25 protein-coding genes are annotated in these 23,548 nt (G+C 67.7%); 16 read left to right on the forward strand and 9 right to left on the reverse strand.

Features of this window, described 5'->3' with window-relative positions; all coding sequences use genetic code 11:
- Nucleotides 1-9: 9 nt before the first annotated feature.
- Nucleotides 10-1,428 (reverse strand): FAD-dependent oxidoreductase, encoded by a 1,419-nt coding sequence (locus tag A5784_RS09045; RefSeq protein WP_082944727.1) that lies wholly within the window; start codon nucleotides 1,426-1,428, stop codon nucleotides 10-12.
- A gap of 126 nt (nucleotides 1,429-1,554) precedes the next feature.
- Between A5784_RS09045 and A5784_RS09050 the strand changes: the two genes are divergently transcribed.
- From A5784_RS09050 to A5784_RS09080, 7 genes are read left to right on the forward strand one after another with little or no spacing between them, the layout of a single operon-like run.
- Nucleotides 1,555-4,437 (forward strand): Na+/H+ antiporter subunit A, encoded by a 2,883-nt coding sequence (locus A5784_RS09050; RefSeq protein WP_064944449.1) that lies wholly within the window; start codon nucleotides 1,555-1,557, stop codon nucleotides 4,435-4,437.
- A complete protein-coding gene (locus tag A5784_RS09055) occupies nucleotides 4,434-4,898 on the forward strand; it encodes a Na(+)/H(+) antiporter subunit C (protein WP_064944450.1) in 465 nt (154 codons plus the stop codon). Before A5784_RS09050 ends, A5784_RS09055 begins: the two co-directional genes overlap by 4 nt.
- A complete protein-coding gene (locus A5784_RS09060) occupies nucleotides 4,895-6,493 on the forward strand; it encodes a Na+/H+ antiporter subunit D (protein WP_064944452.1) in 1,599 nt (532 codons plus the stop codon). The genes A5784_RS09055 and A5784_RS09060 overlap by 4 nt, the downstream gene beginning before the upstream one ends.
- A gap of 25 nt (nucleotides 6,494-6,518) precedes the next feature.
- On the forward strand, nucleotides 6,519-7,058 hold the full coding sequence (locus tag A5784_RS09065; protein WP_064944710.1) for a Na+/H+ antiporter subunit E: 540 nt from the start codon (nucleotides 6,519-6,521) through the stop codon (nucleotides 7,056-7,058).
- Nucleotides 7,055-7,342, forward strand: coding sequence for a monovalent cation/H+ antiporter complex subunit F (locus A5784_RS09070; RefSeq protein ID WP_064944454.1), 288 nt, complete (start codon nucleotides 7,055-7,057; stop codon nucleotides 7,340-7,342). The genes A5784_RS09065 and A5784_RS09070 overlap by 4 nt, the downstream gene beginning before the upstream one ends.
- Nucleotides 7,339-7,671 (forward strand): monovalent cation/H(+) antiporter subunit G, encoded by a 333-nt coding sequence (gene mnhG, locus A5784_RS09075; RefSeq protein ID WP_064944456.1) that lies wholly within the window; start codon nucleotides 7,339-7,341, stop codon nucleotides 7,669-7,671. The genes A5784_RS09070 and mnhG overlap by 4 nt, the downstream gene beginning before the upstream one ends.
- A 38-nt stretch (nucleotides 7,672-7,709) precedes the next feature.
- Nucleotides 7,710-8,624: an SAM-dependent methyltransferase gene (locus A5784_RS09080; RefSeq protein ID WP_064944458.1), complete on the forward strand. Its 915-nt coding sequence runs from the start codon at nucleotides 7,710-7,712 to the stop codon at nucleotides 8,622-8,624.
- A gap of 9 nt (nucleotides 8,625-8,633) precedes the next feature.
- Here the strand turns inward: A5784_RS09080 and A5784_RS09085 are convergent, their stop codons facing one another.
- Nucleotides 8,634-8,867, reverse strand: coding sequence for a hypothetical protein (locus A5784_RS09085; protein WP_062827830.1), 234 nt, complete (start codon nucleotides 8,865-8,867; stop codon nucleotides 8,634-8,636).
- Nucleotides 8,868-9,107: 240 nt separating this feature from the next.
- Between A5784_RS09085 and A5784_RS09090 the strand changes: the two genes are divergently transcribed.
- The gene (locus A5784_RS09090; RefSeq protein ID WP_064944459.1) at nucleotides 9,108-10,511 is read left to right on the forward strand and encodes an ATP-binding protein; all 1,404 of its coding nucleotides are present in this window, start codon (nucleotides 9,108-9,110) and stop codon (nucleotides 10,509-10,511) included.
- Here the strand turns inward: A5784_RS09090 and A5784_RS09095 are convergent.
- From A5784_RS09095 to napA, 7 genes are read right to left on the reverse strand one after another with little or no spacing between them, the layout of a single operon-like run.
- Nucleotides 10,472-11,161, reverse strand: coding sequence for a response regulator transcription factor (locus A5784_RS09095; protein ID WP_064944461.1), 690 nt, complete (start codon nucleotides 11,159-11,161; stop codon nucleotides 10,472-10,474). The genes A5784_RS09090 and A5784_RS09095 overlap by 40 nt on opposite strands.
- A gap of 16 nt (nucleotides 11,162-11,177) precedes the next feature.
- Complete coding sequence (locus tag A5784_RS09100; protein ID WP_064944711.1) at nucleotides 11,178-11,786, reverse strand: LON peptidase substrate-binding domain-containing protein; 609 nt, start codon at nucleotides 11,784-11,786, stop codon at nucleotides 11,178-11,180.
- Nucleotides 11,787-11,804: 18 nt separating this feature from the next.
- The gene (locus tag A5784_RS09105) at nucleotides 11,805-12,221 is read right to left on the reverse strand and encodes a hypothetical protein (protein ID WP_064944463.1); all 417 of its coding nucleotides are present in this window, start codon (nucleotides 12,219-12,221) and stop codon (nucleotides 11,805-11,807) included.
- A gap of 9 nt (nucleotides 12,222-12,230) precedes the next feature.
- Complete coding sequence (locus A5784_RS09110; RefSeq protein ID WP_064944464.1) at nucleotides 12,231-13,361, reverse strand: glutamate--cysteine ligase; 1,131 nt, start codon at nucleotides 13,359-13,361, stop codon at nucleotides 12,231-12,233.
- Nucleotides 13,342-14,064, reverse strand: coding sequence for a superoxide dismutase[Cu-Zn] (sodC, locus tag A5784_RS09115; protein ID WP_064944466.1), 723 nt, complete (start codon nucleotides 14,062-14,064; stop codon nucleotides 13,342-13,344). Before sodC ends, A5784_RS09110 begins: the two co-directional genes overlap by 20 nt.
- A 10-nt stretch (nucleotides 14,065-14,074) precedes the next feature.
- Nucleotides 14,075-14,548: a LytR C-terminal domain-containing protein gene (locus tag A5784_RS09120; RefSeq protein WP_197514677.1), complete on the reverse strand. Its 474-nt coding sequence runs from the start codon at nucleotides 14,546-14,548 to the stop codon at nucleotides 14,075-14,077.
- Between the two features lie 48 nt (nucleotides 14,549-14,596).
- Complete coding sequence (gene napA, locus A5784_RS09125; protein WP_029370048.1) at nucleotides 14,597-14,905, reverse strand: nucleoid-associated protein NapA; 309 nt, start codon at nucleotides 14,903-14,905, stop codon at nucleotides 14,597-14,599.
- 138 nt (nucleotides 14,906-15,043) lie between these two features.
- Between napA and A5784_RS09130 the strand changes: the two genes are divergently transcribed.
- The 8 genes from A5784_RS09130 to A5784_RS09165 all read left to right on the forward strand — a co-directional run bounded on the left by A5784_RS09130 (nucleotide 15,044) and on the right by A5784_RS09165 (nucleotide 23,425).
- Nucleotides 15,044-15,637: a peptide deformylase gene (locus tag A5784_RS09130; protein ID WP_064944470.1), complete on the forward strand. Its 594-nt coding sequence runs from the start codon at nucleotides 15,044-15,046 to the stop codon at nucleotides 15,635-15,637.
- Nucleotides 15,637-16,533 (forward strand): N-acetylglutamate synthase, CG3035 family, encoded by an 897-nt coding sequence (locus A5784_RS09135; RefSeq protein ID WP_064944472.1) that lies wholly within the window; start codon nucleotides 15,637-15,639, stop codon nucleotides 16,531-16,533. Before A5784_RS09130 ends, A5784_RS09135 begins: the two co-directional genes overlap by 1 nt.
- A gap of 4 nt (nucleotides 16,534-16,537) precedes the next feature.
- Nucleotides 16,538-17,350, forward strand: coding sequence for an exodeoxyribonuclease III (locus A5784_RS09140; protein ID WP_064944474.1), 813 nt, complete (start codon nucleotides 16,538-16,540; stop codon nucleotides 17,348-17,350).
- 123 nt (nucleotides 17,351-17,473) lie between these two features.
- Nucleotides 17,474-19,042 carry an AAA family ATPase gene (locus A5784_RS09145; protein ID WP_064944476.1) on the forward strand — a complete coding sequence of 523 codons (1,569 nt, stop codon included), beginning with the start codon at nucleotides 17,474-17,476 and terminating at the stop codon, nucleotides 19,040-19,042.
- A complete protein-coding gene (locus A5784_RS09150; protein WP_064944478.1) occupies nucleotides 19,039-19,653 on the forward strand; it encodes a hypothetical protein in 615 nt (204 codons plus the stop codon). Before A5784_RS09145 ends, A5784_RS09150 begins: the two co-directional genes overlap by 4 nt.
- Entirely contained in the window at nucleotides 19,650-21,512 is a 1,863-nt protein-coding gene (locus tag A5784_RS09155) for a hypothetical protein (RefSeq protein WP_064944480.1), read from the forward strand. The genes A5784_RS09150 and A5784_RS09155 overlap by 4 nt, the downstream gene beginning before the upstream one ends.
- On the forward strand, nucleotides 21,505-22,119 hold the full coding sequence (locus tag A5784_RS09160) for a hypothetical protein (RefSeq protein ID WP_064944482.1): 615 nt from the start codon (nucleotides 21,505-21,507) through the stop codon (nucleotides 22,117-22,119). The genes A5784_RS09155 and A5784_RS09160 overlap by 8 nt, the downstream gene beginning before the upstream one ends.
- Entirely contained in the window at nucleotides 22,112-23,425 is a 1,314-nt protein-coding gene (locus tag A5784_RS09165; protein ID WP_197514678.1) for a phenylacetate--CoA ligase family protein, read from the forward strand. The genes A5784_RS09160 and A5784_RS09165 overlap by 8 nt, the downstream gene beginning before the upstream one ends.
- Nucleotides 23,426-23,548: the final 123 nt, after the last annotated feature.

Genomic DNA, 23,548 nt, shown 5'->3' on the forward strand with positions numbered 1-23,548 from the left:
CTCGGTGAGTCAGGCGCGGGTCCAGTGCGCGATGGCCGCACGCACGTCGGAGGAACGCGGTAACCGTTCGCTGGCCCAGGCCACGTAGCCGTCGGGCCGGACCAGCACCGCGTCGGGCAATTCGGGCCGGTTGTCGATCGCCTGCACGACATCACAGCCGGCGACGTCGACCGGCGCCGCGGTGACCAACACGAACTTGCCTCCCCGCAGCAGCTCGTACAGTCGGCTGTTGCCGCATTTCACGTCGGCCATCCGGCGACCGACCAGCCAGTCCTCACCGCGGGCGTGGGGATAGGCGATGCCGATACCGCTGAGCAGCTCGGCCACGAACCGGCGCGTACGAGGTATCCGCAGCACGGTCGCGAGGACGAGCGCCCGCGCCCGCCGCGTGACCGGTGAGCCGAGCACGATCTGGTTGAACGCGTCGGTCATCTGCAGCACCCGCTCGCCGACCGGATGCCGTTCGCGTTCGTAGCTGTCCAGCAGCCACGGCGGGGCCTCCCCGCGGACCGCGGCCGCGAGCTTCCAACCCAGGTTGATGGCGTCGCCGAGCCCGGTGTTCATGCCCTGCCCACCCAGCGGGGAATGCACGTGTGCGGCGTCGCCCGCCAAGAACACCCGCCCCGACCGATAGTGCCGGGCCTGCCGTCGTTCGCTGAGGAAACGCGAGCTCCACCGCATATCGCTCATGCCGAAGTCTTCGCCGGCGATCCGCTTGAACGCGTCGCGCATCTCATCGAGGGTCACAGGCTCGTCCAGCGGCGCCTGCTCCCGGGACCGGTCCCACGCGATCGCCCGGAACCAGCCGTCACCGAACGGCACGAACAGCACCACGCCGTCGGCGCTCGTCCGGCCGAACAGGGTTTCGGTGGGCTGCTCGGCCAGCCGGACGTCGGCCAGCAGGATGTGCGTGGCGTACTGCTTGCCGACGAAGTCGATGCCGAGCAGCTCGCGCACCGCGCTGTGCGCCCCGTCGCATCCGACGACATAGTCGGCACGCAGACTGTCCCCGCCTGCCAACTCGACCGTCACGCCGTCGTCATCCTGTTGGAGCCCGACAACTTCCGCACCGCGGCGCACCGTGACACCCAGCTGGGCGGCCCGCTCCTCCAGCACGTGTTCGGTGCCGCTCTGCGGGACGATCAACACCATGCCGAACTGAGTAGGCAATTCGCGCAAGTCCAATGTGCGGCCGCCGGGCGGAGCCACGTTGTGGACCGGCACTCCGCGGGCGATGAGCTCATCGACCAGGCCGCGCCCGTCGAGCAGCTCAAGGGTGCGGGCATGCACGGCGAAAGCCCTGGTGATGTTGGGCGTTGTGGTGCGCTCTTCGAGCACTGTGACCGCTGCACCGCCGAGCGCGAGCTCGCAGGCCAGCATCAAACCGGTCGGCCCGGCACCGACCACCAGAACCTCACGGGTTCCCACAGGAATCGATGCTAGCGACACCCGCCCACGTAGAATGGCCGAAACCCCGACGCCATTTGTGCTCGTTGATTCCGCGTCAGCGCTCAACGGTGTCCGACACCCCGACCCCAACCAGATCGGAGTGCCATGCTCGCCGTATTGGTCGCTCACGCGGTAGCCACCGCGCTTGCGCCCCTTCTGGTCGCCAGATGGGGCCGAGCGGCGTTTTATCCGCTCGCCCTCGTACCGCTCGGATCGCTGGTGTGGGTGGCGCTGAACTGGCCCAGCCACGACCGGGTGCCCACTCTGCACATCCCGTGGCTGCCCGAACTGTCGATGAACATCACGCTGCGCTTCGACTCGCTCGCGGCGATCATGAGCGTGCTGGTGCTGGCCATCGGCGCGCTTGTCCTCCTCTATTGCGCCGACTATTTCCACCATCACGACGGGCACAAAGAAAACCGGCTGCCCAGCTTCGCCGCCGAGCTGGTCGCGTTCTCCGGAGCCATGTTCGGGCTGGTGGTCAGCGACAACATGCTGGTGCTCTACATCTTCTGGGAAACCACCACGGTGCTGTCGTTCCTGCTCGTCGGCCACTACGCCGAACGCGCCACCAGCCGCCGCGCGGCGACCCAGGCCTTGCTGGTGACGACCTTCGGCGGGTTGGCCATGCTGGTCGGCATCGTGGTGCTCGGGCAGCTGGCGGGCACCTATCTGTTGTCAGAACTGATCGCGTCCCCGCCCGGTGGCACCGCGACCGCGATCGGCGTGGCGCTGATCCTCGTCGGCGCGCTGTCCAAATCGGCGATCGTCCCGATGCATTTCTGGCTCCCCGGAGCGATGGCGGCCCCCACGCCCGTCAGTGCCTATCTGCATGCCGCCGCCATGGTGAAGGCCGGTGTCTATCTGGTGGCGCGGATGACGCCGGGGTTCGCCGACACCCCGCTGTGGCGGCCGATGGTGATCGGTCTCGGGCTGCTCACCATGCTGCTGGCCGGCTGGCGGGCGGTGCGCGAGTATGACCTCAAGTTGATCCTGGCGTTCGGCACGGTCAGCCAGCTTGGCCTGATCACGGTCATGGTCGGGGCAGGTGGCAGCGACATGATGCTGGCCGGGTTGGCCATGCTGTGCGCGCACGCAATGTTCAAAGCAGCGCTGTTCATGGTGGTCGGCATCATCGACCACGCCACCGGCACCCGCGACATCCGCAGGCTCGCGGGGCTCGGACGGCACAATCGCCCGCTGTTCGTCATCGCCGTCGGCGCGACCGCGAGCATGGCCGCGTTGCCGCCGTTCTTCGGGTTCGTCGCCAAAGAGGCCGACCTGGAGACCGTGCTGCACAGCCCTGCGCTGGGCTCCGCGGCTCCGTGGGTGCTGACCGGCATCGTGGTGGGCTCGGTGTTCACCACGATCTACAGCCTGCGCTTCCTGTGGGGCGCGTTCGCCGCGAAGGGTCTGCCGCAGCCGAGCACCCGGGTCGCCGAGATGCATCGCCCGTCAACCAGTTTCCTCACCGCTCCTGCCATCCTCGCCACCGCAGGCCTGGCCTTCGGGCTATGGCCTGCCGGCATGGACGCGGTGCTCGACGAATACGCCAACACGATGCCCGGCGGCTCGGGTTATCACCTGGCGCTCTGGCACGGGTTGGGCCTGCCGCTGCTGCTGTCGGTGGTCGTCCTCGCCGTCGGTACCGCCGCGTTCTTCGGCCGGAACCGGTTGCCGCGCGCGGGGTCCGGCTTCCTGCCGCTGGGCAACGCCGACCGCATGTACGACGCGGTGATCCGCGGATTGGACATCTTCGCCGTCCGGTTGACCGCCGTGACGCAACGCGGCTCGCTGCCCGCCACCCAGTCGCTGATCCTCTCGACGCTCGTGCTGGTGCCGATCATCATGCTGGCGTTGGGCGCGCGGAACCGCCCGAATTTCGCGCTGTGGGATTCCCCGATCCAGGTGGTCGTCGGCGTGCTGATGCTGGCCGCCGCGCTCGGCGCCGTGGTGATGCGGAATCGACTGGCCGCGGTTTTGCTGATCGGTGTGACCGGCTACGGCTGTGGCGCGATCTTCGCATTCCACGGCGCGCCCGACCTGGCCTTGACCCAATTCCTGGTCGAGACACTGGTTTTGGTGATCTTCCTGCTGGTGTTGCGGACCCTGCCCGCCGAGGCGGACCGGACCAACATCAACCGTCACCGGTTGCCGCGTGCGCTTCTGGCGCTGGCGGTCGGGGTCGCGGTGACCACCCTGGCGGTGTACGCGATGGCCGCACGCACCGGCGTCGGCATCGCCGCACTGCTGCCGGACGCGGCCTACTACCGCGGGCATGGATCCAACACCGTCAACGTCCTGCTGGTCGACATCCGCGCCTGGGACACCATGGGCGAGATCATGGTGCTGCTGGTGGCGGCGACGGGCGTCGCGTCGCTGGTGTTCCGGCACCGTCGGTTCGGCGCCGCACCGCGGGTCAGCCAGGCCGTCGGTCAGCCCGACATCGGGCCCATCGCCGCGTACAGCCCGGCCGCCGGCGACATCACCTGGCTGCGCGGCAGCGAACTGCGTGATCCGCGGCACCGGTCGCTGGTGCTCGAGGTCGCGACGCGCATCATCTTCCCGCTGATCATGATGTTGTCGGCGTACTTCTTCTTCGCCGGGCACAACCACCCGGGCGGAGGTTTCGCCGGTGGACTGACCGCGGGCCTGGCCCTGGTGCTGCGGTATCTGGCCGGCGGGCGCTATGAACTCGGCGAGACACTGCCGCTGGATGCCGGGAAGATCCTGGGCACCGGGCTGGCGTTGTCGGCCACCACGGCGATCACCTCGGTGGCCTTGGGTGCACCCGCGTTGTCGTCGGCCGTGCTTCAGCTCGACCTCCCGGTGTTCGGCCACGTCAAGCTCGTCACCGCACTGTTCTTCGACCTGGGGGTGTATCTCATCGTGGTCGGCCTGGTGCTCGACGTCCTGCGCAGCCTCGGCGCGCGCGTGGACACCGAGCTGGCAGAGGCGGCCGGGCTGTCCAAGGCGGTGACGCGATGACGACGTTCCTGGTTCCTCTGCTGCTCATCGGCGGCCTCACCAGCACCGGCGTCTACCTGCTGCTCGAACGCAACCTGACCCGAATGCTCCTGGGCCTGTTGCTGATCGGCAACGCCGTCAACCTGCTGATGCTCACGGTCGGCGGGCCGTCGGGCAATCCGCCGATCCGCGGCAACACCAGCGACGGCGCCACCACGACGGCCGATCCCCTCGCGCAGGGCATGATCCTGACCGCCATCGTCATCAGCATGGGCATCGCGGCGTTCGTGTTGGCGCTGGCATACCGGTCCTACCGGCTGACCACTGTCGAAGAGGTCAGCAACGATCCCGAGGACACGCGAGTGTCGCAGCAGTCCGGCACAGAAGACGAGGCGGAAGACATCCCCCAGCCAACGGCCACGCGCGATACCGATGCCCCCGACGAGCTGGACGCACTGCCCGGTTTCGAGGGGTCCAAGTGAGCGCCCAAAGTCTGATCCCGCTGCCGGTGCTGATCCCGGCGCTCGGCGCGGCCGCCACGCTGGTGGCCGGTCGTCGCCCGCGGTTGCAGCGGATCATCACGCAGGTGGCCCTGGCGACCGTGGTTGCGGTGTGCGCGTCGCTGCTCTACCTGGCCGACCGCGACGGCACACTCGTGCTGCATGTCGGCGGCTGGGCGCAGAGCGTGCCGGGAATGGGGCCGCTGGGCATCACGCTGGTGGTCGACCGGCTCTCGGCGCTGATGCTGGTGGTGTCGTCGATCGTGTTGCTGGCGGTGGTGGTGTACGCCATCGGGCAGGGTATCCGCGACGGCGACGAGCGCCAGCCGGTGTCCATCTTCATGCCCACGTATCTGGTGCTGTCGGCCGGTGTGTGCACGGCGTTTCTGGCCGGTGACCTGTTCAATCTGTTCGTCGGGTTCGAGGTGCTGCTGGCCGCGAGCTTCGTGCTGCTGACCATCGGCGCCAGCCCCGATCGGGTGCGGGCAGGCATCTCGTACGTGATGGTGTCGATGGTGTCGTCGCTGATCTTCTTGATCGGCATCGCGCTGGTCTATGCCGCCACCGGAACCCTCAACCTGGCCGAGTTGGCGCTGCGGCTCGACGGGATATCGACCGGCACGCGCGACGCGCTGTTCGCGGTCCTTTTGGTGGCGTTCGGCATCAAGGCCGCGGTGTTCCCGCTGTCGGCCTGGCTGCCCGACTCCTACCCCACCGCGCCCGCGCCCGTCACGGCGGTGTTCGCCGGGTTGCTGACGAAAGTCGGTGTGTACGCCATCATCCGGGCGCACTCGCTGCTGTTCCCCGGCGGCGGGCTCGATTCGGTGCTGCTGGTGGCGGGGCTGCTGACGATGGTGATCGGCATCCTCGGCGCCATCGCGCAGAGCGACATCAAGCGGCTGCTGTCCTTCACGCTGGTCAGCCACATCGGCTACATGGTGTTCGGAGTCGCGCTCGGCAATCAGCTGGGAATGTCGGGGGCGATCTATTACGTCGCGCATCACATCGTCGTGCAGACGACGTTGTTCCTGGTGGTCGGCCTCATCGAGCGACAGGCCGGGGCGTCGACGCTGCAGCGGCTGGGCGGTTTGGCCGCGGCCAGCCCGGTGCTGGCCTTCGTGTTCGTCGTCCCCGCCCTCAATCTCGGTGGGATCCCGCCGTTCTCCGGTTTCATCGGCAAGATCGCCCTGCTGGAGGCCGGCGCCCAGAACGGGTCGACGCTGGCCTGGATCCTGGTGGGCGGCGCCGTCGTCACGAGCCTTTTGACGCTCTATGTCGTGGCCCGCGTGTGGACCAAGGCGTTCTGGCGGGCCCGAGCCGACGCACCCGAGGGCCACCTGGCCGCGGCCGCGCCCGCGGTGTTGCTCGACGACATCGAGGACATCCAGTTCGCCGACCGGGACAGCGTGGGGCGCATGCCGATCGGGATGTTGGTGCCGACGGGTGCGCTGATCGCGGTGGGGCTGACGCTGACCGTGGCTGCCGGACCGATCTTCTCCTACGCCGAGCGGTCGGCCGCCGAGGTGCTCGACCGGGGTCAGTACATTTCGGCAGTCCTCGGAGGTGCGTACCGATGAGCGCTTGCGCGAAGAGGAGACGATCATGAGACGCCAATTACTGCGGCTCTGGATCCTGTGTTTCCTGATCCTGGTCTGGTGCCTGTTGTGGGGCCACTTCTCGATCGCCAACATGGCGAGCGGGCTGGTGGTGGCGCTGGTGATCACGCTGCTGCTGCCGTTGCCTGCCGTGCCGGTCGAAGGTCGGCTGCATCCCCTGTCGCTGCTGAAACTCAATGTGCTGGTGGGCTACTACCTTGTGCTGTCCTCGGTGCAGGTGGCGTGGTTGGCGATCCGACCCGGCCCGCCACCGCTGGTCGCGGTGCTGCGGGCGCATCTGGCGCTCAAGTCGGATCTGGTGCTGGCCCTGGCGGTCAACATCTTCAACCTGATCCCGGGCTCGATCGTGCTGGAGATCGACCAGTCGCGCCGGATGCTCTATCTGCACGTGATCGACGTGGGTTCAGAACGGTCGGTGCACCGGTTCTACCGTCAGGTCGAGCAGGTCGAGCGGATGCTGGTCGCGGCCTTCGAGCGGGATGAGGACTGGCAGCCGGCAGCGGAGCAGGGGGCGGGCCGCACGTGATTACCGTCTGGATCATTGCCGCGGTGATGCTTTCGGCCGCCGCGGCCACCACCATGTTCCGGCTGTTGGCCGGGCCGACCACCCTGGACCGCCTCGTGGCTCTCGACACCCTGGTCGCGGTCACGATGTGTGCGATCGGTACGTGGGCGGCGTTCAGCCTGGACAGCACGGTGACCTACAGCCTGACCGCGTTGGCGCTGATCAGCTTTGTCGGTTCGGTCAGCGTGGCGCGTTTCCGCGTGCCCGACACGGACAAAGCCCGCAACAAGCGGGAGGTGTTGTGAACTTCCTCGACATCGTCACCGCGGTCCTGATTCTGGGTGGCTCGACGTTGGCGCTGACCGCTGCGATCGGCGTGGTCCGGTTCCCGGACACGCTCTCGCGCATGCACGCCGCGAGCAAGCCGCAGGTGCTGGGACTGCTTCTGGTGCTGGCAGGCGCCGCGATCCGGCTGCGGGGCAATGCCGACGTCGGCATGGTGATCCTGACCGGTCTGTTCACCTTGATCACGGCGCCGGTGGTGGCCAACCGGGTCGGGCAACTCGCCTACCGCGAGCAGAACATCCGCGACGACCTGCTCACCCGTGACGACTTGCGCGACATCGACAGCTGAACGCACCTGACGAGCGAAGTTCGGGAACACTGGACACAGTGAGCAGAACTGACGACGACACCTGGGACATCAACGAGAGCGTGGGTGCGACGGCGCTGGGCGTGGCCATGGCGCGGGCCCACGAGACCGCGTCGGAGTCTCCGCTGTTTCTCGATCCGTACGCGCAGATGTTTCTCGATGCCGCCGCCGAGCGCGGTTGGGTGCCGCCGCAGGGCGCGATGGCCGAGCGGATCCGGACCATCGGCGACTACGCCGCGGCGCGGACCAAGTGGTTCGACGAGTTCTTCATCGCCGCGGGGGCCAGCGGCATACAGCAGGCCGTGATCCTGGCGGCCGGCCTCGATGCCCGGGCCTGGCGACTGCCGTGGGTGGGCGACAGCGTGGTCTACGAGATCGACCAACCGAAGGTGCTGCAGTTCAAAGCCGAGGTCTTGGAGTCACACCATGCCCGGCCCGCCGCGGCGCTGGTGGCCGTCCCGGTCGACCTCCGTCAGGACTGGCCGACCGCGCTGCGTCAGGCGGGGTTCGACCCGGCGCAACCCACCGCGTGGTCGGTCGAGGGTCTGCTGCCCTATCTGCCCGCCACCGCGCAGGATCTGCTGTTCGAGCGCATCACCGAGTTGTCGGCGCGCGACAGCCGTATCGCCGTCGAGGGTTTCAGCGCCGACTTCTTCACCGAGGACTACCTCGCCCGCCGCCAGGCGCGGCTGCAGCAGCTCCGTGAGCAGGCCGGCCAAACGGGGCACGACCTGCCCGACCCGGCCCAGCTCTGGTACCTCGAAGAGCGGGCCGATGTGGCCACGTGGCTGCACGACCACTGCTGGCAAGTCTCGTCGGTCGCGGCCGACGAACTGATGGCCCGCTATCACCGGGCACCACTCGACGACGCCGACGACGGGAAAGTGCCGTCGGTGTTCGTCGAGGGCGTCTTGGACGAGCGTCCCGAGGGGTGAGGGCCCCAGTTACTTCGGCGTGGCCTTGACCGTCGGCGCGGCGAACGAGGTTTCCGGCGCCGTGGGAGGCGTCGTCATGGTGACGGTGGCGCCCAGCTTCATGGCGACCTGATCGGTGGTTCCGCCCACGGTGGCCGGGGTGCCGTCGATCGCGGTGATCACACCCATCACGGCCATGGCGCCCAGACCGGCGACCGCCGCCAACTTCTTTACGCGGTGGCGCGGCTTGTCTGGCTGGTACATCTGTTCTCCTCTGGCAAACGAGCGATTCGGGCTTCCCGACCGGAGCCCAAATGGTGACAGGGCTTCGATGAGAGAACGCTGATAAAACCCACCGTGAACTTTGCTCTCAGCGTTCTTTCAGCCGTCATGAAGATTGCGGACATGTAGCGCTGCGTTCGCCCTTCTCGCCGGATTTCCCGGGCAGGCGGCCGTCTCGACCCCGGCGCACACTCTGGTGGCAACTGGGCCCAAACTGTCTGGATGACGTCACGCGCCGCTACGCGCGGTCTGCGGCTGCGGCCCCGCGGCTGGGGCATCGCGACCCGGTCGGCCATCGTCGCGGCCACCGTCGTGCTGGTGGTGCACGTCGTCGCCGGAGCCGCGTTGGTCGCGCTGCTGGGCCACTTCCTGATCTCCGAGGTCGACGACGCCGCAGCGGCCCGCCTGCACGACATCGTCAGCGGGCTGCGCTCCGAGCCGCCCAACGAGTTCGACAGCGCCCTGTTGGACACCGACCAGCGGATCATCGCGATCCAGGTGATCTCGGACAACGACACCGTCGTCTACCGTTCGACCGACGCCCCCTCGACCCCGCTGGTCCCGATCGGCGGCATCGGCAAGACGCCGACTCAGATGTCGGACAACGCAACTCCGGACAACGACCTGCGCATCGTCGGGGAACGCGTACACACCTCCAGCGGCCACTACACGGTGCTGGTGGCAGGCAGCAGCGAGGTCGCCGAGAATACCGTCCAGACGGTCGCCTTCTTGCTTTGCGGCGCAGCACCTTTGGTGATCACCGTGGTCGCGATGGCCACGTATCTGTTGGTCAAGCGGTCGCTGAGGTCGGTCGACGCCATCCGCGCCCGAGTCTCCGACATCAGCACCTCGGATCTCTCCGAGCGCGTCCCGATGCCGGAGAGCCACGACGAGATCGCCGCCCTGGCCGACACCATGAACGCCATGCTGGCCCGCCTCGAGATGGGCCACAACGCGCAACGGCAGTTCGTCGGAGACGCCTCGCACGAACTGCGTAGCCCACTGACCACGATCATCTCGGCGCTCGATGTCGCGCAGTCGCACCCTGAGCTGCTCGATCAGGACATGATCGAGCAGACCCTCATCCCCGAGGCCCAGCGCATGCAGCTGCTCATCGACGATCTTCTGCTCTTGGCCCGCGCCGACGAGCGAGGTCTGAAGCTACGCAGGGAGGACGTCGACCTGGAGGCCATCGCCATCGCCGAGGCTGACCGGCTGTGTCGCGAAACCACCCTCTCGATCCACCGCGACATCACGCCGGCACACCTGCGCGGTGATTCCCGCGCACTGCTGCGGTTGTTGCGCAACCTCACCGACAACGCAGCCCGCCATGCTGATTCACGCATCGACATCACCCTCAGTGAGCACGACGGCAGCATCCTGCTCGCGGTCGCCGACGACGGGCCGGGGATTCCGGCCAAGGACCGGCTCCGGGTGTTCGACCGGTTCGTCCGGCTGGACTCCGACCGGTCCCGCAGCGGCGGCGGCACCGGCCTCGGACTGTCGATCGTCGCCGAAATCGTTGCGGCACATGACGGCAGCATCAACATGGCCGACCGACCCGGCGGCGGCACCGCCGTTTGCGTTCAGTTTCCGTCGGGTACTTCGCCGGACTCCAGCCGATAACCCACACCGCGCACGGTGCCGATCGTGTTGGTGCCGAAGGGCGCATCGATCTTCCGGCGGACGTACCGCACATACACCTCGACGACGTTGTGCGGCCCGGAATAGTGGGCGTCCCATACGTTGCGGAGGATCTCGGACTTGGTGACGACGGTGTCCTTGTTGCGCATCAAGTACTCGAGCAGGCCGAATTCCCTGCGCGTCAACTCAATTGGGACGCCATCGCGGGATACGGTCTTGCGGGCGGGGTCCAGCGACAGCGTCCCCGCCGTCATCACGACCGGGCGCTCCGGGGCGCAGCGGCGCTGCAGGGCACGCATCCGCGCGGCCAGCACGTTGAACTTGAACGGTTTGGTGAGATAGTCGTCGGCGCCGAGGTCCAAGGCGTCGGTCTCGTCGAATTCCCCGTCCTTGGCGGTCAGCATCAACACCGGTGTCCACACCTGCTCGGCCCTGATGCGGCGCAGCACCTCGTACCCACTCATCCCGGGCAACATGATGTCGAGCACGATGACGTCGAAATCGTCTTCGACCGCGTGATGCACAGCGTCGACACCATTGTCGGCCGCAACCACCACCCAGCCTTCTGCCCGCAGCCCCAAGCTCAATGTCTTGGTGAGCCGCGGCTCGTCGTCGACGATCAAAACCCGCATCTCGGCGTCAATCCTGCTACTCGGACAGTTGAAACTCCACCATGGCCGTCACCGTGTCGACGGCTTCACTCAGCGCGTCCAGCCGGGCCGCGGCGCTCGGTGCGCACAGCACCGAATACCGGTCGGCCTGCCCCATCGGCACCCGGGCGGCCAGCGCGTAGAGCGGATCGATCGGGTCGGCCGCGGCGGCGGTGACGATGTCGCGGCTGTGGAACGCGACGCCCCGCGCCTCGCCGATCAAATCGAACAGTGCCACCATACGGTCCTGCACATCGGCCAGCAACGACGCGTCGGCAGTGCCCGGTTCATCGTCCCAGACTTCGATCTCAGCCCGCGGGTACGGATCGTCGTCCAGCCAGCGCAACACCCGAATACGTTCGGCCATAACACATCTGAGCCGGTAGCGGTCCACGCCGAAGTTCTGGCAATCGACGATCCGGGCAAGCGCACCGACGTCGCATCGCTGGTCGCCCCCGCCGACCTCGCGCCCGGCCGAGATCAGTACGACGCCGAAGGCCGGCTCGGTCATGGCCATGCAATCGCTCACCAGCGCGACGTAGCGGGGTTCGAAGATGCGCAGCGGCAATTCTTCACCCGGCAGCATCGCCATCTCGAGGGGAAACATCGGTGTCGCGGTCACGGGTCAGCCGGGAACTTTCTTGTTGATCGCCTGCACCACCGTGGCGCCGGGATCGGCGAGCACGCACATCGCCCCGATGAAACTCACCCACAGGAACGGATTCTTCTTCAGCCCCGGGTAGCCGTTGTCGCCGAGCAGTTGGACCATGCCCATCTTGGTCGGGTCGTCGAATGCCGAGTACTCGTCGCACGTGGTGGACATGCCGTTCGGAGGCGGCGTGCTGGCAGCGCTGGTGCCTGGGGTCACCTCGGGCGGCAACGGGTTGGAGGTCGGCGTCGGGCGCGGCCGTGACGTCGTGGTCGTGGTCGTCGTGATCCCGGTCTGATCCGGGTCGGCCATCGGCGCGCCTGCGGTGACCTCGGTGCAGCCGGCGAGACAGATGGCCGCAGTGGCGATCACAGCCGTCATCGAACGCCGCATCAACTCACCCTATAGCTCAAGCTCACCGATCAGGGCGTCCACGACCTCACGCAGGTCGCCGTCGTTCTCCTCGGCGACCCGGCGCTGTCGTTGATACGACGCCCCCGAGTGGTAGATGTCGGCGACCGAGGCCAATTCCTCGCTGCACTTCAGAGATTTGGCCACGGGCTCCAGCCGGTTGAGCAGCTCGTCGAGATCATCGGTGACCAGCCGCTCATTGCTGTCGGCGTCGAGGATGATCACCGCGTCGAGGCCGTAGCGCGCTGCACGCCACTTGTTTTCCTGCACATGCCATGGCGGCATGGTCGGCAACAACTCGCCGGCGTCGAGTCGACGGTCCAGGTCGACGATCAGGCAATGCGTCAGCGCCACCAGGGCGCTGAGCTCGCGGATGTTGGAGACACCGTCGAAGATGCGGACCTCCACGGTGCCCAGCCCAGGCGACGGCCTGATGTCCCAACGGATTTCGTTGAGGTGGTCGATGATGCCGGTCTTCTTCTGGTCGTGCACGAAGCCCTCGAACTCGGGCCACGACTGGAATTGGAACGGCAGGCCTGCGGTCGGCAACTGCTGGAACATCATCGCCCGGTTGCTGGCGTATCCGGTGTCCTCCCCTTCCCAGAACGGGGAGGACGCCGACAGCGCCAGCAGGTGCGGATACTGGTTGAGCAGTGACGAGATGATCGGCATCACCTTGTGCGCCGACGAGATACCGACGTGCACATGCACGCCCCAGATCAGCATCTGGCGTCCCCACCACTGGGTCCGCTTGATCAGCTCGGCGTAGCGCGGTGCGTCGGTGAGCTGCTGTGTCGACCACTTCGCGAACGGATGCGTCCCCGCGCAGAACAACTCCATGCCGCGCGACTCGACGATCCGTCGTACGGATCCAAGGGTGCCGCGCAAATCGTCCATCGCCTCCGCGGTGTTCTCACACACCCCGGTGACGATCTCGACGGTGTTGCGCAGCAACTCCTTGTGAACGTGCGGGTTGTCGCCGAGGTCGGCGATCACCGCGGCGGCCTCGTTGCTCAGTTCCCGGCTGCCGGCGTCGACGAGAGCGAACTCCCATTCCACCCCGAGCGTGGGACGGGGTGAGCCGGCAAAATCGATGCGGCTGCTAGCCGGTACCGATGACACCGCAGGCCACGCGCTTGCCGGCGTCGCCGGTGGCCATAGTGGCCTCATCGGGGCCGGGTGCACCACCGGTGATCTGCTGGTAGCGCTCCGGCGGGATGTTGGCGAAGTTGTCGGACTTCTCGTGGATGATGATGGCCGTCTTGCCGCCGCCTTGCAGGTCGGCAGCGGTGAAGGCGTCGGTGGTGGTCACGAGCTTGCCCGAACCGTCGGCACGCACCTGCAGCGAGCTCAGGTCGCCGCTGGCGGGGTGCGCGGTGTGCCCGGCCACCTGGAAATGCCCACCTGCGGAGTTGAAGTCGCCAGGGGCGCCACCGGTCGGGGCGACCGAGTTGGCCTCACACTTGCCCACGGAGTGGATGTGCAGGCCGTGGAATCCGGGGGCCAGCTTCCCGGGTGCGGTGGTCTCGACGGTGACAGTGGCGAAGCCGTCGGCGAACTGGAATTCGGCGGTGGCCACGGAGGTGCCGTCGGCGGTCTTCAGGTCGGCGGTCAGGGTCTCGCCGGCAGCCTGGGCGCCGGTGGTCGCGGGGGCGGCTCCGTGGCCGCCGTGCTCACCGGGCGCCGCCGACGGGGACGGCGATCCGGTCCAGACCGACGGAGTGGTACCGGGAGTGTCGGACGGCACCTGACCAGGCGGGCTGCAGGCGCTCAGCGCGACAACGGGGGCGGCGAACAAGACAGCGACACTGACGGGCTTCAGCATGGGCCAAAGCCTAGCCGGTGACCACCACGATCACGCCCGGTGGTTGCTCGTTGAGTTCAGCGCGTCGAGGTTCGACCGGAGCGGCCAGCAATTTGCCCACCTCATCAGCGGCTTCCTTCTCTCCAGGGGTGTCGCCGAAGAACACTGTCGTGCCGGTGACACCGTCCAACGTGAGGTTGCCGGTCTCGGTCACATGCCAGTGTGCCTCGCGCAACCGGTTGGCAGTGCCTTCCGCAGCACCGGGGACATCGGAAACGTTGTACACCCGGACGTCTGTCTTGGCTGGGTCCGGCGCGGCCTTGGCGGCGGCGGACGTGGCGGTGGTCGTCGTGGTCGTCGCCGAGGACACGGTGGAGCTGTCCCCCGAGGAGTCGTCGCCTGAGCCGATCGCCTGGAATCCGACCAACAGGAAAACCACCCCGAGGAACAGCAGCACCATCACCATGGCACGCAGGGGTAGCCCGGAGGATTCTCGCTGATTCATCGGGTCCACTGTATCGAGCGAATTGCCCGACCCGTCACCGGCGCTGGCCTACGTGACGTCGAAGCCGAGCCGCCGCGCAGCCCGGGCCTTCTGCCGACTGGCCCGCAACCGGCGCAGCCGCTTGACCAGCATGGGATCGGCGGCCAATGCCTCCGGGCGGTCCACCAGTGCGTTGAGCACCTGGTAGTACCGCGTCGCCGACATGGAGAACAGCTCTTTGATCGCGTCTTCCTTGCTGCCCGCGTACTTCCACCATTGGCGTTCGAATGCCAAAATATCGTGTTCGCGTCGGGTGAGCCCGTCGGTCAGATCAGAGTCATCCCCGGATCGCTCAGTCCGCGCCATGGCGCCGTCCATATTGCTCCCTTGGACCCTTCCGACACTCGAGAAATGACATCGCTGTGGTTCGGCGATTATTCAACCACGGCTTGCTGGCTTGGCGTGACACATAAGCCCGCGAGTCGGGTGGGAAGCATTTCCGCCTAAGCTTCCCCCGTGGCTGTCGTACCGATTCGCATTGTCGGAGATCCCGTGTTGCATAAGCCGACCGAGCCGGTACCCGTCGGACCGGACGGAACACTCCCGGCTGATCTCGCCGAGTTGATCCAGACGATGTACGACACGATGGACGCCGCCAACGGGGTTGGCTTGGCCGCCAACCAGATCGGCGTCGCCAAGCGGTTGTTCGTCTACGACTGCGCCGATACGCGCACCCGCAACAACCGCCGCCGGGGCGTGATCATCAACCCGGTGCTCGAGACGTCCGAGATTCCCGAGACCATGCCCGACCCGGACAACGACGACGAAGGTTGCCTGTCGGTGCCGGGTGAGCAATTCCCCACCGGCCGCGCCGAGTGGGCGCGCGTCACAGGACTGGACGCAGAGGGTAACTCCATCACGTTGGAGGGCACTGATTTGTTTGCCCGCATGCTTCAGCACGAGACCGGCCACCTCGATGGTTTCCTCTACATCGACAAGCTCGTTGGCCGTCACGCGCGCGCCGCCAAACGTGCGGTGAAGCGCAACCATTGGGGCGTGCCGGGCCTGTCCTGGATGCCCGGCGAGGATGCCGACCCGTTCGGGCACTGATGCCAGTGGTGCTGCCGACGCCGGGCACGCGGGTCAGCCTGCGCTACCGCCTACCTTCGGGTTCAGCCAAACCGCTGACCGACGTCGTCGGGCATGTGGAGCAGGTCGAGCCCACCGTGCTGGTGCGCACCAAATCCGGCGAGCTCGTCGACATCGATCCCGGCGACATCGTCAGCGTGCGGGAGCTGTCTCACACCCCGGTGCGCGCCTCGGAGATCCGGGCCCTGGAGCACGCGGCCGCGCTGGCCTGGCCGGGCACCGAGCAACACTGGCATCGGGGCTGGTTCCTGCGGGCCGGTGGCGGTGTCACCAGCCGCGCCAATTCGGCTGTCCCGCTGGATATGTCAGCGCAGATCGCCGACCTGCCCGCGATTGTGGACTGGTATCGCGAGCGGGGCCTGCCACCGTGGCTGGCCCTACCGGAGCGGCTGCTGCCGATCCGGACTCCCGGCGTCAAGGCACACCGTGTCATGGTGCGCCCCCTCGACACGACGGCCCCGGCGCCGCAGGCCGTCGCGCTGGTCCCGCGGCCCGACGCAGCGTGGCTGGCCGGCTATCGGCGTGAGGTACCCGTCGACGTCCTGACGGCCGTGGTCGACGGCGAGCTGACGTTCGCGTCCGTGGCGGGCCGGGCGGTCGGCCGCGGGGCCGTCACGCCTGCTCCCGACGGCACGCGATGGCTCGGCATCTCGTCGATCCGGACGGCCGACGACAGCCGCAGGCAGGGCCACGCCCGGGCACTGTGCGAGGCGCTGATCGCGTGGGGCGGCGCGGCGGGGGCCCAACACGCCTATGTGCAGGTCGAAGTCGGCAATGACCCCGCCATCGCGATGTACACCGCGATGGGTTTCCGGCTGCACCACCACGGCCACTATGTCGACGCCCGTACGCTCTAACCCCATGCGCCTGGCCACCTGGAACGTCAACTCCATCCGCACCCGTGTCGACCGTGTCACCGACTGGTTGTCCCGTGCCGATGTCGACGTGCTGGCGATGCAGGAGACCAAGTGCACCGACGAGCAGTTCCCCACCATGCCGTTCGCCGCGCTCGGCTACGAGGTCGCCCACGTCGGCCTCAACCAGTGGAACGGGGTGGCCATCGCGTCGCGCATCGGCCTTGAGGATGTGCAGATCGGCTTCGACGGGCAGCCGACGTGGAGCAGCAAGCCCGAAGAAGAGGCGACCGCCGAGGCCCGCGCACTGGGGGCCACGTGCGGCGGCGTGCGGGTGTGGAGTCTGTATGTGCCCAACGGCCGTACCCTGGCCGATCCGCACTACACGTACAAACTGGATTGGCTTGCCGCCCTCCGTGATACCGCAGCCGGTTGGTTGCGTGAAGACCCGCAGATGCCGATCGCACTGGTCGGCGACTGGAACATCGCTCCCACCGATGAGGATGTCTGGGACATGGCCAAATTCGATGGCAGCACCCATGTCTCCGCGCCCGAGCGGGCTGCCTTCCAGGCCATGAACGACGCCCAATTCACCGACGTGGTGCGGCCTTTCACGCCCGGCCCGGGAATCTACACGTACTGGGACTACACCCAGCTGGCATTCCAGAAGCGCCGGGGCATGCGCATCGATTTCATCCTCGGCTCCCCCGGCCTGGCCGCCCGCGTCACGCATGCCGAGATCGTGAAGGACGAGCGGCGCCCCAAGAAGGGCACCACCGCGCCCAGCGACCACGCCCCGGTCGTCGTCGAGCTGAGCTGAGTCCTCTACCCGCTGACTCTGCGCTCAGGGCGCAAAAGTGCGAGTGAGCCACGCCGTGGACGCAGAATCAACGCTCGGACGGCCGACTCCGGACGGTTAGCATTGGCGCGACGGGAGGGGCAGATGACCAACAGGTGGAGCGCGGTGTCCACATCGCCGACCTTGCCCGTGCACCACGCGCCTGCCGACGGCCTCACCGCCTCGGATCTGTTCACCCCGCCGGTCGTCGCGACGGTCACGCTCGACGAGAAGCTCCGCCGGTCCTACTTCTGGCTGATCAACAAGGCCGTCATCTCCCCGTTCTACGACGTCGAATTCGGCTCGGACACCACGGTCAACTATCCGCTCGGCGATGCCGGCGCCGCTCTGAGCCTGCCCAAGCAACCGGCCTACTCATCCAATGTCCTTGTGCCCCTTCTGACTTTCGCCGTGGGCGGCAGGTGTCTGCTGATCGGTGGACCGGGCCGCGGCAAGACCACCCTTGCGGTGTTGATGGGCGTCCTGGCCGGATCGGCGCCCTCCGATGTGCGCCGCCACGTCCAGCAGGGCCAACCCCAGCTGACCGTGGGTGACCTGGTCGGGATTCCACTGCCGCGTGACCTGGTGCAAGCCGGGAGCCTCGCCGAGATCACCATCGCGTGGAAGAGCTGGCTGACGGCGCCGGTCAAGATTGTCGACGAGTACAACCGGATCCCGACCAAGACGCAGTCCGCGCTGCTGACCATGGTCGCCGAGGGCTACGTCGAAAGCCACGACCAGATGCACGTCACCACACCTGAAAACGGCGTGCATAGCTGGTTTTTCACCGCCAACGACGACGGCGGCGGTGGCACCTTCCCGGTGATCCAGGCACTGCGTGACCGGATCGACGTGACAGTGCAGGCCTTCGGATTCAACAGCCGGTTCCTCGACGAGCTGGTGACCCGCGTGGAAGCCGGTGACCGCCCGGAGGACAACGTGCCTGCCGAGTTGGTGTTCACCGCCGCCGAGCAGGCCGCGATGGTCGAGCAGATCCGCGCGATCCCGGTGCCCACCGAGGTGCGCCGCCGCGTGGAGTTCTTCGTCAGCCATTTCGAATTCGTCCAGCACGGTGGCCGCCGTTTCGAGTACCGCACCAAGGACGTGGTGGCCACCGCGGGACTTGAGGTCGAGCAGATCATCGACGCCAACTCGGGTGCCGATCTGCAGGTCGATCTCGGTGCACAGACCGTCAACGGGGTGTCCGTACGGTCGCTGCAGAATCTGGTGCTCTACGCCAAGGCACTGGCCTGGTTCCGGGGCAACGACACCGTCACCCTTGAGGACGTGCGGGCCATGGTGCCGTTCGCCTTGCGCGGCAAGCTGTTACCGAACCCCGCGCATCCGAGGTTCGACACCGGCGCGGACCGCGAGCTGGCATCGGACCCGGCGAGCTGGCTGACCGATCTGTTCGACACCTCGTGCCGGCAGTTCGTCGCGCTGGCCCGCGACGACGAGGACCCGGTGGCCGAACTGCTCGCCCAGTTCGGCCGCGGCCTCGACGGCGTGGACGCCCTCGAAGTGTCGCGGCGATTGACTTCGATCGAGTCCAGGATTTCGACGATCTCGAGCGTCGGCAAGATCTACGGCCGGGATTTCGATGATCTGGTCGCGCTCAAGTATCTCTACCAACGGTATTCGAACTACCTGCACTGGTTGGAGAGCGGCAGGTGATTGCCCGGGCATACCACCAGGTGAATCTCGACGTACCCGCGGAAGTCGACCTACCCACGGTGCCGGGGCTCGACCTCGCGCTCTCGGCCGACAACGTGGCGCGCTTCGGCGGTGATCCACACCGCTACCGCCATGCACTGCGCGGGGTCTCGGTGCCGCCCGACGCGATGGTCAACGTCGCCGCCGTTGCCGCCTGGCGCTCCGGGGTGCTCGGTATCCGTGCCGACGCCCTGGCCCGATTACAGCTGCTGCCAATCGATGTCGCGGCCTCGGTACTCGGCCTGCCCGCCGACGCAGTGGTGCCGTTCACCGATGGGCAGGCGGTGGACCGGTTCTACTGGCCGCTTCGGCCGCAGGGCCAGTTGATCGCGCGGATCGGCGGTTTCACCGGACTCGGTGGCACGTGGGACCACCCGCCTACCGACCCCGTATGCCACGGCCCGGGGCGGTGGTCGGTGAGCGTCGGCAACCAGCGTCGGCAGATCGATGCCGACGTGTTCGGCCACGTGCTGTCCTATTCCCCCACCGACGCCACGCCCGCCGACGGTCCCCGGACCGCGCAGTTGGTGGTGCGTCCCACCTCGTATCTGGCCGAGATCTGGCCGGCATGACCGGCCGGGCACCGACCGACACCGAACTGGTGGCCTGGCGGGCCGCACTGGAGCTGTGGGGTGTGCAGCTGCATCTACCGAACATGGTGCGCGACAGTGCAACCGGAACCTTCGCGTGGTTTTCCTTCCCGCCGTCGATCTCGATCGACGTCGACGAGCTCGCCCGCCACGGCGCTCAGCACCATCTGGTCAGCGTCTTCGCGCATGAAATCGGCCATCACGTACTGTCCCCGAGCACCCGTATCGTGTCGTTCAAGCTGCTGCAGCAGATGGCCCGGGCCATCGTGGCGAGCGACCCTCGCCGGTCCATCCCCGTCAACAAGACAGCGCAGAAGCTGTCCAATCTGTGGTCGGACATACTCATCAACGATCGAGTGGTGCGGATGCAGCGCAGGCGCCAGCCCGGCACCGAGCCGGACATGATCGCGCTGTGGCGCACCCTCGCGGCCAGGGACCCGGTGTCCAACGCGTTTTGGTGGGTGCTGATGCGGACCTATGAGCTGCTGTGGTCGCTGCCGTCGAACACGTTGTGTCCCAACGATCCTCCCGTGGTGCCCGAAGCAGCCCGGGAGGAGGCGCGGGCCCGCCAGCAGATCGACCCGGCCACGCTCGACGTGTCGATGGTCCGCGAGGATCTCCGGGAGAAGGAACGTGCCCACCGGGCAGCGGCGCTGCGGGTGCGGGCGCTGCAGGATGAGCTGCTGCTCAGCCAGCCCGTACAACCGGTCACCGATGCCGAATACGTCGCGGAGGCGGTCCGGACATTCGGGGCCGACCCGGTGGGTGGTGCGCTGACCTTCGGCATGGTGCTGGTGCCCTACCTGGTACTGGAATCCATCACCGCCGGGGAGGCCGACGTGACCGGCGGCGGCTGCGCGGAAGCCGGCGGATCACCCGCCACCGCATCCGAACTCGCCGAGGTGCTGGCTGATCCGCGGCTCACCGAGACCCCGGTGCACCCCGCGGCTACGGCCGTCGGCGCTCCGGCGCAGGAGCCCGCCGCGGGCCAACAGTACGGTGTCGCACAGACATTGGCCCTGTTCGAGGGCTCCGATCCGAACGCGGTGATGCTCGCCTGGTACGAGGCGCAAGCCCGGCCGTGGGTTTCTCCGCTGTTGCAACAGGGCCGCGGTGTCACCACGGCGGGTATCCCGGGGCCGCTGGAAACGTGGCAACTCGACGACGAAGTCGCCGACATCGACTGGCCGGCAACCCTTGCCGTGAACCCGGTGGTGGTGCCCGGGGTGACGACGCGGCGCCGCACGCACCTGCCGGACGATCCGTCTCCCACTACCGAAGTGGTCACGCTGGATCTGTACATCGACTCGTCGGGCTCGATGCCGAAACCCGAACGTGGCTCGCCCGCGGTGCTTGCCGGCACGATCCTGGTGCTTTCCGTTCTCAAAGGCGGTGGGCGGGTGCGGGTGACGTCGTGGTCGGGCCCCGGCCAGGTGGCAAGCGACAGCGTGTTCACCCGCGACCGGATGGAGATCATGCGCCGGCTGACCACGTTCTTCTCTGGTGGCACGTCGTTTCCGCTCGACCTGCTCGCCGAGCGGTACCCGCCCAGTGCCCGGGCCCACGACGAGCTGCGCCACCTGGTGGTGTTGTCCGACGACGGCCTGGCGTCGCTGTTCGGTGCAGGCCAGGAGGAGTACGCCGGGGTGGCGGCGGCTGTGCGGCGTCAACTCGACACCGCCACACTGTTGGTGCAGGACCGGTCCCGCACGGTCGCCGGGCCGGCCGCCGAGGCCGGTTATGCCGTCGACTACCTGGACACCATGTCCGACGCCCCTGGGGTCTGCGCGCGGTTGGCCGCCCACATCGCCGCGTATCGACGGACGGTGTTGCATGGCTGAGCAATTGGCGAACTGGTTCGCCGAAGGGCTGGACGAGCAGGCGGTGTGGTCGCGGCTGCGACCCGGCCCGCCGGTCGACGAGGTCGCCGCGCGGCTGGCCAGCACACCGCAACCGTTTCTCGCCGACACCGTCGACGTGGTGGCCCTCGCGTGCGACGTGTTCAACCACACGGGATGTGCGGCGGCAGCGCAGCGCATCTGCGAGCGAGGCGCACCGGCCTCGCGCCGGGGTGCCGCGATCGGATTGTGGTTGTTCGCGAGTGCGGACCTCATCGGCCCGTTCAGCGCGCCGCTGGACGAACGCATGGCCGCACGAGCCCTGCTGGCGTTGGCTTTTCGGGTGGCGCCGCTGGTCGACCCGGGCCGCTGGCTCAGCGATGCCCAGCGCCGCGACGAGGTGGTGCGCACGTTCCTGCTGTGGGATGGTCTGCTGCCGCACGGGGAAGATGTCGCGCAGGCCCGGTCCTTGTTCGAGATGCGGGATTCGGTGCGACGCGAAGGTGCGCTGGCGCAGGCCCTGGCTGACCATGAACACCGCATGGCCGTGCAACGCCGCCTGGCCGATGCCCAGGCCAAAGAAGCTGCGGCACGGTACAACAGTGAGTGACGATCCGTTGCGGCTCGCCGATTACGTCCCGTTCGGCCAGGTCGCGCTGACCGATCAGGAGCGCTGGCCCGGTCTGTCCGCTGCCGGGCAGCAACGGTTGGCCGACCTGGAACATCATCGCCTGGCGCCGGCATGGTGTCACCGCACAGGACACCGGCTGCGCCCCGATCAGCAGCTGGCAGCTACTCACCAACTGCCCCTTGACGATTGGCTGCCGCAGCATCTCGCGTTGGCCCGCACGCTGCCCGCCTACCGCCACCACAGCAGGCCGCTGACCGACCTCACCGACTTCCCGCTGATCGGTCGCGAGGATCTGGCCGGGGACATCGCGGCGTTCGTCCCGCCCGGCGCCGACCTGAGCCGCATGCTGCACGGTACGAGTTCGGGCAGCACCGGCGCGGCGCTGGTGATGCCCGACGACCCCGACGAGCTGGCTCGCGGCTTTCACTGGCTGCGCAGCCTGGTCGGCGCGCACTGGGAACCCGCGAGTGATCGACTTGCTTTGGCGCAGACAGTTTTTCAGCGGCAAGCATTCACCTACACCTCCGTGCTCCCGGGGTTCGGCGAGGCGTTGATGGCCCGGCTCAACCTGCATCCCGCCACATGGGCGGGCGGGCGCACGCAGCGCGACGAGTTTCTGCGGCATACCGATCCGCAGGTGATCAGCGGGACGCCCACATCGCTGGAGGTGCTGCTCGAACCCGGTCTGGCGCAGGCACTGCGACCGCTGGCGTTGATCTCAGGGGCGATGACGCTGACCGCTCCGTTGCGGCGCGCGCTGCATGCTGCCTACGACTGTCCGGTGCTGGACATCTACGGCTTGCACGAGACGCGGCCCATCGCGGTCAGTGACGACGGTGGACCATTCATCGTCGCCGAGCGCCGCGTGCACGTCGAGGTGTTGGCGGGCGAGGTCGTCGTGACGTGCGGTGAAAACCAGTTCCTGCCCCTGGTGCGGTACCGCACGGGTGATTACGCCCGGTTGGTCACGCATCGCGGTCGGCCCGCGCTGGCCGACCTGGAAGGCAGAGAGGCAACGGTTTTCACCGCGGCCACCGGGGCCGCGGTACCGTGCGTCGACCTCACCCAGCAGTTGCAGGCCGCCGGGGCCCGCGGGTGGAGCGTCGAACAGGATGCGGCAGGCCACATCTCGGCGGTGATCGCATCCGGTGACCCGCAGCGGGTCTCCGACGCGCTGGCCCTGCTGCTGGGTCGCCCGGTCGAGGTGACCCGCGTGGCGACGCTCGCCGAACTGGGACCGGGCAAGCCGCGGCGGTACGCCTCGGCTACTTCGCCGATGCGGTGATGAGCTCCACCGCTGGTCGGCGGTGGTGGCGCAACGGTCCCGGCGCAGTTGCACCGAACCGCGGATTTGGAGCTCGCTCTCCTCGATCTCGGTCACGTTTGCCAGCGTAGGTGCACCCGGACC

Source organism: Mycobacterium sp. 852013-50091_SCH5140682, from assembly GCF_001665685.1.
GTDB lineage: Bacteria > Actinomycetota > Actinomycetes > Mycobacteriales > Mycobacteriaceae > Mycobacterium.